At 64.5% G+C, this 12,764-nt stretch carries 14 protein-coding genes; 4 read left to right on the top strand and 10 right to left on the bottom strand.

Translation table 11 applies throughout. The features are described from left to right. Positions 1–6: 6 nt before the first annotated feature. Positions 7–600 carry a hypothetical protein gene (locus tag AC0L2L_RS18195; protein WP_473579945.1) on the bottom strand — a complete coding sequence of 198 codons (594 nt, stop codon included), beginning with the start codon at positions 598–600 and terminating at the stop codon, positions 7–9. A 116-nt stretch (positions 601–716) separates the two neighbouring features. Between AC0L2L_RS18195 and AC0L2L_RS18190 the strand changes: the two genes are divergently transcribed. The 3 genes from AC0L2L_RS18190 (at position 717) to AC0L2L_RS18180 (ending at position 2,938) form a co-directional block, all read left to right on the top strand. Beyond that, a complete protein-coding gene (locus AC0L2L_RS18190) occupies positions 717–950 on the top strand; it encodes a DUF2093 domain-containing protein (protein WP_027168064.1) in 234 nt (77 codons plus the stop codon). A gap of 96 nt (positions 951–1,046) precedes the next feature. Then, complete coding sequence (locus tag AC0L2L_RS18185) at positions 1,047–1,847, top strand: glycosyltransferase family 92 protein (protein ID WP_473579944.1); 801 nt, start codon at positions 1,047–1,049, stop codon at positions 1,845–1,847. Positions 1,848–1,993: 146 nt separating this feature from the next. Next, positions 1,994–2,938: a UDP-glucuronic acid decarboxylase family protein gene (locus AC0L2L_RS18180; protein ID WP_473580047.1), complete on the top strand. Its 945-nt coding sequence runs from the start codon at positions 1,994–1,996 to the stop codon at positions 2,936–2,938. Positions 2,939–2,970: 32 nt separating this feature from the next. Here the strand turns inward: AC0L2L_RS18180 and lpxK are convergent, their stop codons facing one another. The 7 genes from lpxK to epmA form a co-directional block, all read right to left on the bottom strand. Next, positions 2,971–3,999, bottom strand: coding sequence for a tetraacyldisaccharide 4'-kinase (lpxK, locus tag AC0L2L_RS18175; protein WP_473579943.1), 1,029 nt, complete (start codon positions 3,997–3,999; stop codon positions 2,971–2,973). Between the two features lie 74 nt (positions 4,000–4,073). Further along, positions 4,074–5,390 (bottom strand): lipid IV(A) 3-deoxy-D-manno-octulosonic acid transferase, encoded by a 1,317-nt coding sequence (waaA, locus tag AC0L2L_RS18170; protein ID WP_027168068.1) that lies wholly within the window; start codon positions 5,388–5,390, stop codon positions 4,074–4,076. Next, positions 5,387–6,166 (bottom strand): lysophospholipid acyltransferase family protein, encoded by a 780-nt coding sequence (locus tag AC0L2L_RS18165; RefSeq protein ID WP_473579942.1) that lies wholly within the window; start codon positions 6,164–6,166, stop codon positions 5,387–5,389. The genes waaA and AC0L2L_RS18165 overlap by 4 nt, the downstream gene beginning before the upstream one ends. A gap of 5 nt (positions 6,167–6,171) precedes the next feature. Next, the gene (locus AC0L2L_RS18160) at positions 6,172–6,417 is read right to left on the bottom strand and encodes a DUF4170 domain-containing protein (RefSeq protein ID WP_027168070.1); all 246 of its coding nucleotides are present in this window, start codon (positions 6,415–6,417) and stop codon (positions 6,172–6,174) included. 74 nt (positions 6,418–6,491) lie between these two features. Next, on the bottom strand, positions 6,492–7,301 hold the full coding sequence (locus AC0L2L_RS18155; RefSeq protein WP_473579941.1) for a 3'(2'),5'-bisphosphate nucleotidase CysQ: 810 nt from the start codon (positions 7,299–7,301) through the stop codon (positions 6,492–6,494). Continuing rightward, positions 7,288–8,631, bottom strand: coding sequence for a TldD/PmbA family protein (locus AC0L2L_RS18150; RefSeq protein ID WP_473579940.1), 1,344 nt, complete (start codon positions 8,629–8,631; stop codon positions 7,288–7,290). The genes AC0L2L_RS18155 and AC0L2L_RS18150 overlap by 14 nt, the downstream gene beginning before the upstream one ends. Before the next feature lie 223 nt (positions 8,632–8,854). After that, complete coding sequence (gene epmA / locus AC0L2L_RS18145) at positions 8,855–9,898, bottom strand: EF-P lysine aminoacylase EpmA (RefSeq protein ID WP_473579939.1); 1,044 nt, start codon at positions 9,896–9,898, stop codon at positions 8,855–8,857. A gap of 129 nt (positions 9,899–10,027) precedes the next feature. Between epmA and efp the strand changes: the two genes are divergently transcribed. After that, positions 10,028–10,597 carry an elongation factor P gene (gene efp, locus AC0L2L_RS18140; RefSeq protein ID WP_027168074.1) on the top strand — a complete coding sequence of 190 codons (570 nt, stop codon included), beginning with the start codon at positions 10,028–10,030 and terminating at the stop codon, positions 10,595–10,597. 152 nt (positions 10,598–10,749) lie between these two features. Here the strand turns inward: efp and AC0L2L_RS18135 are convergent, their stop codons facing one another. Then, the gene (locus AC0L2L_RS18135) at positions 10,750–11,751 is read right to left on the bottom strand and encodes an NADP-dependent oxidoreductase (protein ID WP_473579938.1); all 1,002 of its coding nucleotides are present in this window, start codon (positions 11,749–11,751) and stop codon (positions 10,750–10,752) included. 70 nt (positions 11,752–11,821) lie between these two features. Next, positions 11,822–12,688 (bottom strand): alpha/beta fold hydrolase, encoded by an 867-nt coding sequence (locus AC0L2L_RS18130; RefSeq protein ID WP_473579937.1) that lies wholly within the window; start codon positions 12,686–12,688, stop codon positions 11,822–11,824. Between the last annotated feature and the right edge of the window lie 76 nt (positions 12,689–12,764).

Raw genomic sequence — 12,764 nt, 5'->3', positions numbered from 1 at the left:
GCGGACTTAGCGAAGCAACAGCAGCACAATCGTGGTGGTCGCGGCCGAGACGACGGCCGTGACGACCGATATCGCCCACAGCGACACCGGGACCGAATCGGATCGTGGAGCATGGCCTGACGGACGGCTGGCGGCACCCCGCGGCTGAGGCGCGTTGGCGTTGGCAGCGACCAGCACCGCGGCGGAAGCGACGGCCGGCGAAAATGTGGACAATGCCGGCGCCGCTGCCAGGCTGGGCGTGTTGTCGGTGACTGCTGCCTGCAACGGGGCAAAGCCGCGCGGAGCCTGATCGGGGTCAGTCGCTCCCCTACCCGTCGAGGATCTTGCCGGCGCATCGTCCGTGGCGGCGTCGGGCTCCATGACAGCGCGGTAAGCGTCCTCGATCTCGGAGGAGGATAGCCGTTGCGACGGTTGAGCGGCCGCGGGCGGCAGCGCGCTTTGCAGCGCCTGGGCCGCGAATTGCACCGTGGATGGCGCCGGCGGCTGCAGGAGCGCCTTGACCAGCGCGGCGGTCGCCGGATCGGCCTTGGGCGACGGCACCGCCTGCGGGGTGAGCGCCTCGTTGATCAGCGTGTTCAAGCGGGTCGGGGTGATGTCCATGCCGGGCTCCCGGGAACCAATTTGCCGCTCCAGCCATACTGGATGAGCATTGCGTCAAGCTTGACGTTGCTTGCGATTTGTGGCGATTGAAACGCGATGAACTCAAGCGTCCTTTCATGATGAACCGTTTCGAAGGCCCAGGCGGCAGGGAAGCTCGTATCCGCTATCTCGACGGCGACTTCCAGGTCACCAGTCCAGGCTCGTTCGTGCGCTGCGCGGTGACCGGCGAGAACATTCCGCTCGACGAGCTCAAATATTGGAGCGTCGCCCGGCAGGAGCCATATGTGAACGCGGCAGTCTCGCTTGCCCGCGAGATCGAGATGCACCCGGACTTGCGCAAGCGGGGATAGGCCATGCGAACTCATGGGGCGGTGGCAGCCAACGTCGATCGTGCCTAGGGTATCGCATTGAAAAGACTAAAGAAATCTTTCAAGGCCGTCGTTCGAATGCCGCTCACCATCCGTGCAAGATTGCGCGAGCGGGCGGTGTCGAGGGCGCCCCGATTCAAGCTGACGGCCTGCGCCATCTTCCGCGAGGAAGCGCCGTTCCTGGCCGAATGGATCAGGTTCCACCAGAATGTGGGATTTGAACACTTCTATCTCTACAACAACTTCTCGACCGACGACTTCAAGGCGGTGCTGGAACCGTTCATCCGGGAAGGGTTGGTTACGCTTGTCGACTGGCCGCGGCCGGTGGGGCAGTTGTCGGCTTATAGGGACTGCATCCGCAGGCGCTGGCGTGAAGCGTTGTGGATCGGATTCTTCGACATCGATGAGTTTCTTTTCGCGCCCGACGGACGTGACGTGCCCTCGGTTCTCAGGGACTATAGCGACCTGCCGGGCGTTTGCGTCTGGCAAGCGTTCTATGGCTCCTCCGGCCATGTCGAGCGACCAGAACGGCCGGTGGTCGAGGCCTATATGATGCGAGCCGGGCCGGACATCACGACGGTCAAGACAATCCTCAACCCTCGCATGGTCTACAAGCCGGGCGTCCATCAGTCGAAATTCCTGTCCGGTGAAGGGATGGACCCCCATCGACGAACCATCGTGCCCGGCATGCCCCCCAAGCTCGATATATTGAGGATCAATCACTATTGGTCGCGATCGCTTGCCGACCTCGACCAGAAAATCCGGCGCGGCGACGCCTCGACTTCCGCGTTGCGCGAAAGGGATTGGCATTTCGACTTCGAAAGCAAGCTCAACGTCGAGCGCGACGAGGCGATCCTGGAGGCGATGCGGCGCCGCTAAGGCCCAGGCGCCGCCCTCCTTGAAAGCCTTGCAAGTTCGCAGCCAAATATCAGATACGATCGATACGCGGCGGCGAACGGGCTTTGTCGGATGCAGGTGACATGTTCGCGAATCTGCGGCTATAGACGAAGCGGTGGGTTTGGGGGATTGCTGTGAAGGTTCTTGTGACCGGGGGCGCCGGCTTCATAGGCTCGCATCTATGCGACCTGTTGCTGGCAAAAGGCCGAGAAGTAATATGTCTCGACAATTTCTCGACCGGCTCGGATGAAAACATCCGTCACCTCTCGGACGATGCGCGGTTCAGGCTGCTGAGGCACGACGTCACCGCGCCCCTCGAGGTCGAGGCCGATGAGATTTTCAACCTCGCTTGCCCGGCCTCGCCCGTTCACTATCAGCGCATTCCGATCGAGACGACCAAGGCTTGCGTCTATGGCGCGATCAACATGCTCGATCTCGCATGCGCTTCGCGGGCGAGAATTCTTCAGGCGTCGACGTCCGAGGTTTACGGCGATCCGGAAATCCATCCCCAGACCGAGGCCTATTGGGGCCATGTCAACCCGATAGGCCCCCGCAGTTGTTACGATGAAGGCAAGAGATGCGCCGAAGCGCTGTTCTTCGACTATCGACGCCGGTCGAAGCTGCCGATCAAGGTGGTGCGCATATTCAATACGTATGGGCCTCGCATGCACCCGTCGGATGGGCGCGTGGTCAGCAATTTCATCGTCCAAGCGTTGCGGAACGATCCCATAACCATCTACGGCGACGGATGCCACACGCGAAGCTTCTGCTACGTTGACGACCTCGTGGATGCGATGGTCCGGATGATGGCGACGCCCGACGATTTCACGGGGCCTGTCAACATCGGAAACCCGACGGAAGTCACGATATTGGAACTGGCCGAACTTGTGTTGCGCGTTGTCGGCGGCAAATCCAAGATCGAGTTCAAGGCCCTGCCGCAGGACGATCCTCGCCAGCGCCAACCAGACATAAGCCTGGCACGATCGACGTTGGACTGGTCCCCTCGCGTTGCCCTCCAAGATGGGCTCGGCGAGACAGTCCGCTACTTCCGCCAGCTTCTGAACGGCAATTGACGGCACGCGCCGGACAAGCCGGCACCTGAACCTCAGCCCCGCATCTTGCGCAGACGCCAGGCGTCGAGCGTCTCGTCGATGATGCGTTCGGGCACATGGTCGAGCTCGAACACGGCCTCGATATCGAGCACGTCCAATTGATCGAGGAAACCGGCGGGGGTCTCGCCATGGCGCAGCCGCGCGGCGTCCTTTGCCGTGGTGACGAGGCGCAGCCCCTCCTGCCGGGCGAGCGCCAGCAGGTCGGCAAGCTCGTCCTGGGCGTAGAGATGATGATCCGGAAAAGCGCGCGAAAGCGCGACTTCACCGCCCGTCGCGCGCACCGTGTCGAAGAATTTCTCCGGATGGCCGATACCCGCGAAGGCAAGGAAGCGGCCCCCGGCAAAGCGCGACGGGTCCGCCGGCTCGACATGCGCCAGGAAGATCGGCCGGCCGGCGCGCGCCGCCTGGCGCACGACGCTGTCGGCGGCCGTCCCCTCGCCCATCTTCAGCAAGCCGCTGGTGAAGACCAGTTGATCGACGATTTTGGCGCGCAGCGGTCCGCCCGGGATGACGCGGCCGTTGCCGACGCCGAAGCGGGCGTCGACCACGACCAGCGCATAGTCGATATGGACGCGCGCCGACTGGAAGCCGTCATCCATGATCAGGAAGTCGCAGCCATGTTCCTCGATGAGCAGCTTCGCGCCGGCGGCGCGGTTCGCCGTCACCGCGACCGGCGCATGTTCGGCCAGGAGCAGCGGCTCGTCGCCGACATGCTTGGCGGCGTCGTGATGCGCATCGACGACATGCGGCTTGGCGAACGAACCGCCATGACCGCGCGACAGAAAGCCGGGCGTGAGCTGCATGCGCTTGGCCTGTTTGGCCAAGGCGATGGCGACCGGTGTCTTGCCGCTGCCGCCGACCGTAAGGTTGCCGACGCAAAGCACGGGCGCCGCGACCTTCTCGCGCGGCGCGTGGCGCATACGGCGGCCGGCGACCAGCCCGTAGACCGCCGAGGCCGGCGACAGCGCCAGCACGCGCCAGTCCGGCTTTTCCCACCAGAACGGGGGCGCTTCGCTGGTCATTGCGTGGGTTCCACGCAATTTGGTTTTGCGCATGATCCTTTCCAAAAATCGGATTCGATTTTTGGGGTCATACTCTAGCGCCCGTTCGCGCCTTTCAGGCGCGCCTTGACAACCAGCGGCTGGATGTAGGGCTCCAGCGATTTCAGCGTGCGGGCAAGCGCGCCGCGCATCTCGTCGACGGTGGCAGCACCGGCCGCCATCATTTCGTGGCGCGCCACTTCGTTGGTCAAAAGGAAATTGACGGCGCCGGCCAGCATGTCGCGGTCACGCACCAGCTTGGCGCCGCCGCTGTCGAGCAGGCGCTGATAGGCCTCGCGGAAATTCTGCACGTTGCGGCCGGCAAGCACGGCGGTTTCAAGCATCGCCGGCTCGAGCGGGTTCTGGCCGCCTTGCGAGGTCAGCGAGCGGCCGACGAAAGCGATCTCGGTCAGCCGCAGGTAAAGGCCCATCTCGCCGATCGTGTCGCCGAGCAGGATATCGGTGTCGGGCGAGATGCGGTCGCCCTTGCTGCGCCTCGCGACCGTCAGCCCCATGCCCGAAATTTGCGCGGCAAGCGCGTCGGCGCGGTCGGGGTGGCGCGGCACGATGATGGTCAAAAGCCCATGATGGCGCCTGTGCAGGCTGGCATGGACCTCTGCGGCGACGACCTCCTCGCCGTCATGGGTCGAGATCGCCGCCCAGGTCGGGCGATTGCCGATCTGGCGCTGCAGCGTGGCCAGCGTCCGCTCGTCGACCGGCGGCGGGTTGGTGTCGACCTTGAGGTTGCCGGAGACGGTGACCGGCCGGGCACCGAGCGCGCGAAACCGTTCGCCGTCGACATCCGACTGGGCGATGACGTGGGCAAGGTTCTCGAACAGCGCCTCGGCAACGCCGGCGCGCTTCTTCCACGAGGTGAAGGAGCGGTCCGAGAGCCGGCCGTTGACCAGAACCTGCGGCACATTGCGGGCGCCAAGTTCCAGGATGGTCATCGGCCAGATTTCCGATTCGGCGATGATCGCCAGTTCCGGCCGCCAGTGATCGAGGAAGCGGCTTACCGCGGGCTTGAGATCGAGCGGCACATACTGGTGGATGATGCGGTCGCCGAGGCGCTCGTCGGCGACCTTGGCCGAAGTCACGGTGCCTGTGGTCAAGACGATGTTGACGCCATAGTCGAGGATGCTCTCGACCAGCGGCACAACCGCGATCGTCTCGCCGACGCTTGCGGCATGGATCCAGATCACCGGCCCTTCCGGCCGAGGACGGCCGGCTACGCCATAACGCTCACGGCGGCGGACCCGGTCCTCCTTGCCGCGCGAGGCGCGCCAGGCGACATAGGGTCCGATCAGCGGATAGGCGACCGCCCCCGCATAGCGGTAAGCCGTGAGGGCAGCACGCGCCCAGCGCTCGCTCATTTGGCGCCATCCACGAGGCGATAGGCCTCAGCCGTCGCGGCGTTGAGCGAGGCGGTGACCTCCTGGCGCTTGCGCTCCATCTCGGCATCGTCGGCGTCGGCCGGCACGAAGACCGGCGGGCCGACGATGACCGCGGAGCGGCCGAAAGGCAGGTTGATGGTCGTCTTGTCCCAGCTGTTCTCAAGCACCTTGCGGCGGCTGGTGGCGATGGCGGAGGGCAGGATCGGCCGGCCGGAAAGCCTTGCCAGAAGAACGATGCCAAGCCCGGCGTCGCGCGGCTTGCCGTTGGGTATGTCGGCGACCATGGCGACATTCTTGCCGTTGGTGAGCGACTTCTTGAGCGCGATCAAGGCCTTGGCGCCGCCCTTGTCGAGATGCCTGGAATGGTTGCGGCCGCCGGAGCCGCGCACCGCCTCGATGCCGAATTTCCCGATCATCAGCGCCTGGAGCTCGGCGTCGGCGCTGCGCGAAACCATGGCGACCAGCGGCCGGCCCTTGGGGTAGTAAGCAGGGGTCAGAAGATGCTGGCCGTGCCACAGCGCGATGATGCCGGGTTCAAGATGCGCATAAGCGCCGCCGGCTACCTGGGTCGAGCCTTCGACCAGCGGGCTGGTAAGGCGAATCAGCCGCAGGAACCAGGCGAACAGGTTGGCGATGAAGTTCTTGACGAAACTCGACTGCGCCAACGGCTCGCGGATGCGCCGCCACAGCGTGCGCGTTCCACCGCGTCTGGCGGCGCGCCGCCTGGTCGCCCCTTTCACCGCTTCATGCTCCATCGACGTCAACCGCCGACCTTCGATTCTGGGTCGAGCAAACGGTGCAGATGAACAACGAAATAGCGCATATGGGCATTGTCGACACTGGCCTGCGCCTTGGCTTTCCAGACACCAAGCGCAGTTTGATAGTCGGGATAGATGCCGACAATGTCGAGGGCGTCGAGATCACGGAACTCGGTTCCACCCAGCTTTTTCAGCTCGCCGCCGAACACCAGGTGCAAAAGCTGCTTCTTTCCGTCTTCCACGGCCATGCCGATCCTCGAATATTGATGAGTTTTGTGAAACGTTTAGACCAAAGCAGCCGGTTTTGAAACTGTGGACCGACTCACCCTTGGTCAAGCCCGGCAATGATGCCGGCAAGCACGCCGAGCAGTTCGCCGCTGCCGGCGGCGAGCGCGCCGTGGTTGATCACCTCGCCGGCATAGCGCGGCGGCTTGCCGGCGCGGTCGAGCAACGCGCCGCCGGCCTCGGTGAGGATCAGATCGGCGGCGGCGATGTCCCAGTCATGCGCGCTCGGCTTGACGAAGGTCGCGTCGAGCTTGCCGGCGGCAATCATCGCCAGCCGATAGGCAAGCGAGGGGATGTAAGCCGTCCGGCGCAGCCTGTCCTGCCAGGCTTGCGGCATCAAGTCGACAAGCGGCTTGGGCCCGCCGATATCGACGTTCTGCCCAAGCTGGCGCACATGGATGCGCTTGTCGTTGAGATAGGCTCCCTCGCCCGGCAGCGCCCAATAGGTCTCGCGCTTGGCCGGGCATTCGAGCACGCCGGCGAGAGAGCGGCCGTCCTCGACCACGGCGACGCTGACGCACCAGGAATGCAGGCCATCGAGGAAGCCGCGCGTGCCGTCGATCGGGTCGACAACGAAGGTGCGACGGGCCGACAGCCTGGCATGATCGTCGGCGGTCTCCTCCGACAGCCAGCCATAATCCGGACGCGCCCTGAGCAAGGTCTCGCGCAAATAAGCGTCCGCCGCATGGTCGGCCTCGCTCACCGGCGAGGTACCGCCCTTCATCCACACCTGCGGGTTGTTGCCGAAATAGCTCATGGCGATGACGCCAGCCTCGCTGGCGGCATCGCGCAGCAGGGCGAGATCCTCGCGGGCCTCGCTCGACGTCAGTTGGTCAAGCGCCGGCAAGGGTCATCCCCTCGATCAGGAGCGTCGGCGCCGCTGTGCCGAAATTGCGGTCGAGGTCGCTCGCCGGCACCATGTTGAGGAACATGGTCTTCAGATTCGAGGCGATCGTCACTTCGGCCACCGGATAGGCCAGCGCACCATTCTCGATCCAGTAGCCGGAGGCGCCGCGGCTATATTCACCGGTCACCATGTCGACGCCCTGGCCGAACACTTCGGTGACGAAGAAGCCGCGCTTCAGCGATGCGATCAAATCTTCCGGCGAACGCTCGCCCGGCTCGATGGCGAGGTTGGTCGAGGACGGCGAAACGGACGAGCCGCTGCGCGAACCGCGTCCATTGGTGATGAGGCCGAGCTCGCGCGCGGCCGAGGTCGACAGGAACCAGTGGTTCAAGACGCCATTCTCGACCATCAGCAGCTTCTCGCCCTCGATGCCTTCGCCGTCGAAGGGGCGCGAGGCCTGGCCACGCCGCCGCAGGGGATCGTCGGTGACGGTGATGGCGGCCGAAGCCACTTGCTTGCCCATCATGTCGCGCAGGAAGCTGGTTTTTCGGGCGACCGCGGCGCCGTTGATGGCACCGGCGAGATGGCCGGCGATGCCGCGCGCCACACGCGGATCGAACACCACGTCGACCGGGCCGGTCGCCGCCTTGCGGGCGCCGAGGCGGCGCACAGCACGCTCGCCGGCCTTGCGGCCGATGTCTTGCGGCGCGTCGAGATCGGCAAAATGCTGGCGCGAGGAGAATTCATAGTCGCGCTCCATCGCCGTGCCCTGACCGGCAATGACGCTGGTCGAGCGCGAGAAACGCGAGGCGACATACTGGCCGACAAAGCCATGCGAGGTGGCGAGCACCAGGCCACCCAGGCCAGCGCCCGCGCTGCTGCCGGACGAATTGGTGACGCCCTTGACGGCCAATGCGGCTTCTTCCGCGGCAAGTGCCGCTTCCTTCAACTGGTCGGCCGACACCTCGGTCGGGTCGAAGAGGTCGAGATCACGCAATTTGCGCGCGAGCAGCGCTGGATCGGCGAGGCCCTGGAACGGATCTTCCGGCGAGACTTTGGCCATGGCCACCGCGCGCTCGGCAAGCGCCTTCGGGTCGGACGCTGCGGTGGCCGAGACGCTGGCCACACGCTGGCCGACGAAGACGCGCAGCGAGACATCCTCGCTCTCCGACGATTCGGTACCCTCGACCTTGCCCAGCCGTACCGACACGCCGGCGGAGCGGCCGCGCACCGCCACGGCGTCGGCGGCATCGGCGCCGGCGCGCCTGGCAGCCTCGACGAGCGCCGCGACGCGATCGGTCAATTTCGCTGCGTCGGGCTTGTCGATCATGCGGTTATTCCTGTTTGTTCAAGCGGTCTTTTAACAAGGGCAGTCCGTTAGGAAGGACAGTCCGTCAGGGTGGTCCGTGGTAGGGTCGGCCCTGCCGCACCATCATGGATGCTGTCGCACCATCTATTGTTCCGCCGACGCTTGTGCAATGGCGGATGCGGCAATCTCAAGGCAAGCGCCGTGGTTCGTGATGGATGCTTTGCCGCGGCGACGCGAAGGAGCGTTACTCGGCGACCGGCGCCCAGATCACATCGTCGATCCTGGCGGCTCCCGTCGCGAGCATCACCAGCCGGTCGAAGCCCAGCGCCGAGCCGCTTGCCTGCGGCATGATGGCCAAGGCGGCGAGGAAATCCTCGTCCAGCGGATAGCGCTCGCCATAGACGCGCTCCTTCTCGTCCATCTCGGCGACGAAGCGGCGGCGCTGCTCGGCCGGGTCGGTCAGCTCGCCGAAGGCGTTGGCAAGCTCGACACCGCAGCAGTAGAGCTCGAAGCGCTCGGCAACGCGCGGATCCTCGGCGCTCGGCCGGGCAAGTGCGGCCTCCGGAACCGGATAGCCGTAGAGGATGGTCGCCCGCCCCTGCCCCAGCGCCGGTTCGATCTTTTCCACCATGACCCGGCTGAACAGGTCGGCCCAGTTGTCGTCGGGCGCGGTGCGCAGGCCCGCGCGGAGCAGCGCTTCGTGAAGCGCATCACGGTCCGTGCTGCCGTCGACTGACACGGTCGCCAGAAGGTCGATGCCGGCATGGCGCGTGAAGGCCTCCGCCACGCTCAGCCGTTCCGGCTCGGCGAAAGGATCGGCCTCGCGGCCGCGGAAACGGAAGCTTTTGGCGCCGGCCTTTTCGGCGGCCAGCGCCAGGAATTCGGCGCAATCGGCCATCAGGCGCTCGTAGGTGTCGCCGACGCGATACCATTCGAGCATGGTGAACTCAGGGTGGTGCAGCGGCCCACGCTCGCGGTTGCGCCAGACCGCGCCGAGGCTGAAGATGCGCTCCTCGCCGGCGGCGAGCAGCTTCTTGCAGGCGAATTCCGGCGAGGTGTGGAGATAGAGCGGCCGGCGCGATGCGTCCGGCCCGATCGCCTCGGTGGCGAAGGCTGAAAGATGCGCCTCGTTGCCCGGCGAGACCTGCAGCGCCGAGGTCGTCACCTCGACGAAATCGCGTTCCGCGAACCAGCCGCGAAGGGCGGTTGCAATCGCGTTGCGCGCCATCAGCCGTGGCCGGCGATCGGCATGGATATGCGGCGTCCACCAGGGCGAAGCGCCGGTCATGGGCAGGAAAATCGCCGGGAAGGCTGGCGGTTCGGCGCAAGATGCGCTAGGGCGCAGGCGAAGGCCGCCGTCGCCGATTTGTGGCGATCAATGCTTGCGGGCCGAAAAACTCGATTAGGATTGAATACCGTGGTCAAGGTCATCGCCAGTTCCTTACGCAAAGGCAACGTCGTCGATAAGGACGGCAAGCTCTATGTCATCCTCTTTGCCGAAAACATCCACCCTGGCAAGGGCACGCCGGTGACCCAGCTCGACATGCGCCGCATCGGCGATGGGGTGAAGGTTTCGGAACGCTACCGCACGACCGAAATGGTCGAGCGCGCCTATGTCGAGGAGCGCGAGCACACCTTCCTCTACGCTGACGGCGAGGGCTTCCATTTCATGAATCCGGAAAGCTACGACCAGGTCGTGGCTCCCGAAAGCGTGGTCGGCGACATGGCTCCCTATCTGCAGGAAGGCATGGCCGTGCAGCTGGCGCAGTTCAACGACGTGCCGATCTCGCTGGTGCTGCCGCAGCGCGCCACGTTCGAGGTGGTCGATACCGAGCCTGTGACCAAGGGCCAGACGGCGTCTTCCTCCTACAAGCCGGCCATGCTCTCCAACGGCGTGCGCACGGCCGTGCCGCCGCATATCTCGGCCGGCACGCGCGTGGTGGTGATGACCGCCGACGGCTCCTACGTCGAACGCGCCAAGGACTGAGGTTTCCGCAGCGCTCCTGCTGCCACGGCTCGCCTGCGACCAGGCGGGCCGACCATCGGCGTGTTTTGCCGGTCCGCCTGGCGCCTAATGCTGGCCATATAGATCAGCTTTGCCGTTTCCCTGAATGCTGACGTCAACAGAACCAGGGGTTGCTACCTGACTTTGATGACGACCTTGCCCTTGGCTCGCCCTGTTTCGACATAAGCCAGAGCCTCGTTGGTCGATTCGAAAGGAAAGACCCGATCGACGACCGGGCGGATCGCTCCGGATTCGATAAGAGCGGTGATCTTGCTCAACTGGTCACCCTGCGCCCACATGAAAAGGAACGAGTAGTTCACGCCGCGGCGCCTGGCCTTGGTTCGAATGCCGCGACTTAGCAGGCGCAGCAGCGTCCTCAGCACCAGGTTCAACCCCTTTTTCCTGGCAAATTCGGGATCCGGCGGGCCGGAGATGGAGATGAGCTTCCCGCCTGGTTTCAGCACAGTCAGGGATTTTTCGAGCGTCTTGGCGTCCTGGCTGTTCAAGACGACATCGTAGCCCGACAAGACTTTCTCAAAGTCGTCTTTCCTGTAGTCGACGACGACATCGGCGCCGAGACCCTTGACCAGACCAGCGCTTGCCGCGCTGACCGTCGTCGCAACGGTCGCGCCGAGATGCTTTGCCAGTTGGATGGCGAATGTCCCCACGCCGCCGGAGCCGGCCTGGATGAAGACCTTCTGCCCTTTCTTCAAACCTGCCCTTTCGATGAGCGCCTGCCAGGCGGTCAGCCCGACCAACGGGATCGAAGCCGCCTCCTCCATGCTGAGGTTCTTGGGTTTCAACGCCACGTCGGCTTCATCCATGGCGATGAACTCGGCGAATGTGCCGATCCGGCCATCGCGCGCCCGCGCATAGACATCGTCGCCAGGTTTGAACTTGCGGACTTTCGATCCCACGCGGATAACCGTCCCAGCAACGTCGTGGCCCAGAATGAAGGGCCGGCGATAAGGCAGGATGAGCTTGAACTCTCCGGTTTTGATCTTGGAATCGAGCAGGTTCACCGCAGCGGCATGGACCTCGACCAGGACATCATTGTCCCGCATCTCCGGCGCTGGCATCTCGGCCAGGCGGAGCACGCCCTTTTTGTTATATTTGTCGACGACGAATGCTTTCATGGCAGTGACTTTCCAAAAAATGTTTCTTGATGTTCCGGGGCCAGTCAAGCGGCCCCCGGGGAGACAGGCGTCAGGCCTCGAGGAAGGACAAGGCTTTCGGGACGAAGTCGGCATGGTTCTGGAAGACCCCGCCATGCCCGGCATCCCTGTAGATCACCAGTTGCGCCCCCGAGATGCGCCGGGCGAGATCGAAGGTGTTGCTGCTCGGCACCATCCTGTCGTGATCGCCGTTCGCAACCAAGACAGGAATGCGGATGGCGCTCAGATCCTGCGACGCCTGCAGTCCGTAAGCCTTGATCGCCTTGAGCTGCGCGCCGAACGCGCCCAGCGATATCGGCTTGTCGCGGTCCGCATGGCGCTCCGTCAGCCGTTGCAGGAAGGCCTTGGCGGCGCGGCGCCCATTCGGCGTCGTCGTGAAGAAGAGGTAGTATTTTGGATCGCGAAACGTCAGTGCGCCCTTGATCATGTCCACGATCGTCAGCGGCGTCACCTTGTCGATGCCGTCGCCACCGGCCGGCCCGGTGCCGGCAAGGATCAGTTTGCGCACAAGCCCGGGTTCGGTCAGCACAATCTCCTGCGCCACGAAGCCGCCGAGCGAAAAGCCGAAGAGATCGACTTCATCGAACCCCAAAGCCCTGACGAAGGCGACCGCATCGCGCGCCATCCCGGCAATGGTCGACGGCGTTTTGCCACCCGAAGCGCCAATGCCTCTGTTGTCGAAGGCGATCACCCGCCGGCTCTCGGCGAGGCCGTCGATGATGCGCGGATCAAAATTGTCCAGCTGGGCAGCGAGATGGTTGAGCAGGATCACAGGCACGCCCGTCTTGGGCCCGAGCTCCCGGTAGACAAATGCCGTGCCGTCGACATCGATGGAGCGCGTTGGCGTGTCCTGGAACGATGCCGATGAGTGCGGCGACCGACTGAATGTATGTGTCATGCTTGACACCTCCGTCCCGTGCCGCCTGATCAAGTGTGTGGTGGTTGCAAGTCGCATGTGCGTGAAATCCTTCGCC

It is taken from the genome of Mesorhizobium sp. WSM4832 (assembly GCF_055811115.1).
This window is presented reverse-complemented; position numbering and strand designations above follow the sequence as displayed.

Bases quoted from the DNA above. Each gene is read 5' to 3' on its own strand.
- AC0L2L_RS18185 (WP_473579944.1), top strand. From the start codon at position 1,047: ATGCCGCTCACCATCCGTGCAAGATTGCGCGAGCGGGCGGTGTCGAGG.
- AC0L2L_RS18165 (WP_473579942.1), bottom strand. From the start codon at position 6,166: ATGGAGCATGAAGCGGTGAAAGGGGCGACCAGGCGGCGCGCCGCCAGA.
- AC0L2L_RS18190 (WP_027168064.1), top strand. From the start codon at position 717: ATGATGAACCGTTTCGAAGGCCCAGGCGGCAGGGAAGCTCGTATCCGC.
- AC0L2L_RS18135 (WP_473579938.1), bottom strand. From the start codon at position 11,751: ATGAAAGCATTCGTCGTCGACAAATATAACAAAAAGGGCGTGCTCCGC.
- AC0L2L_RS18130 (WP_473579937.1), bottom strand. From the start codon at position 12,688: ATGACACATACATTCAGTCGGTCGCCGCACTCATCGGCATCGTTCCAG.
- AC0L2L_RS18150 (WP_473579940.1), bottom strand. From the start codon at position 8,631: ATGATCGACAAGCCCGACGCAGCGAAATTGACCGATCGCGTCGCGGCG.
- epmA (WP_473579939.1), bottom strand. From the start codon at position 9,898: ATGACCGGCGCTTCGCCCTGGTGGACGCCGCATATCCATGCCGATCGC.
- AC0L2L_RS18160 (WP_027168070.1), bottom strand. From the start codon at position 6,417: ATGGCCGTGGAAGACGGAAAGAAGCAGCTTTTGCACCTGGTGTTCGGC.
- AC0L2L_RS18195 (WP_473579945.1), bottom strand. From the start codon at position 600: ATGGACATCACCCCGACCCGCTTGAACACGCTGATCAACGAGGCGCTC.
- lpxK (WP_473579943.1), bottom strand. From the start codon at position 3,999: ATGACCAGCGAAGCGCCCCCGTTCTGGTGGGAAAAGCCGGACTGGCGC.
- waaA (WP_027168068.1), bottom strand. From the start codon at position 5,390: ATGAGCGAGCGCTGGGCGCGTGCTGCCCTCACGGCTTACCGCTATGCG.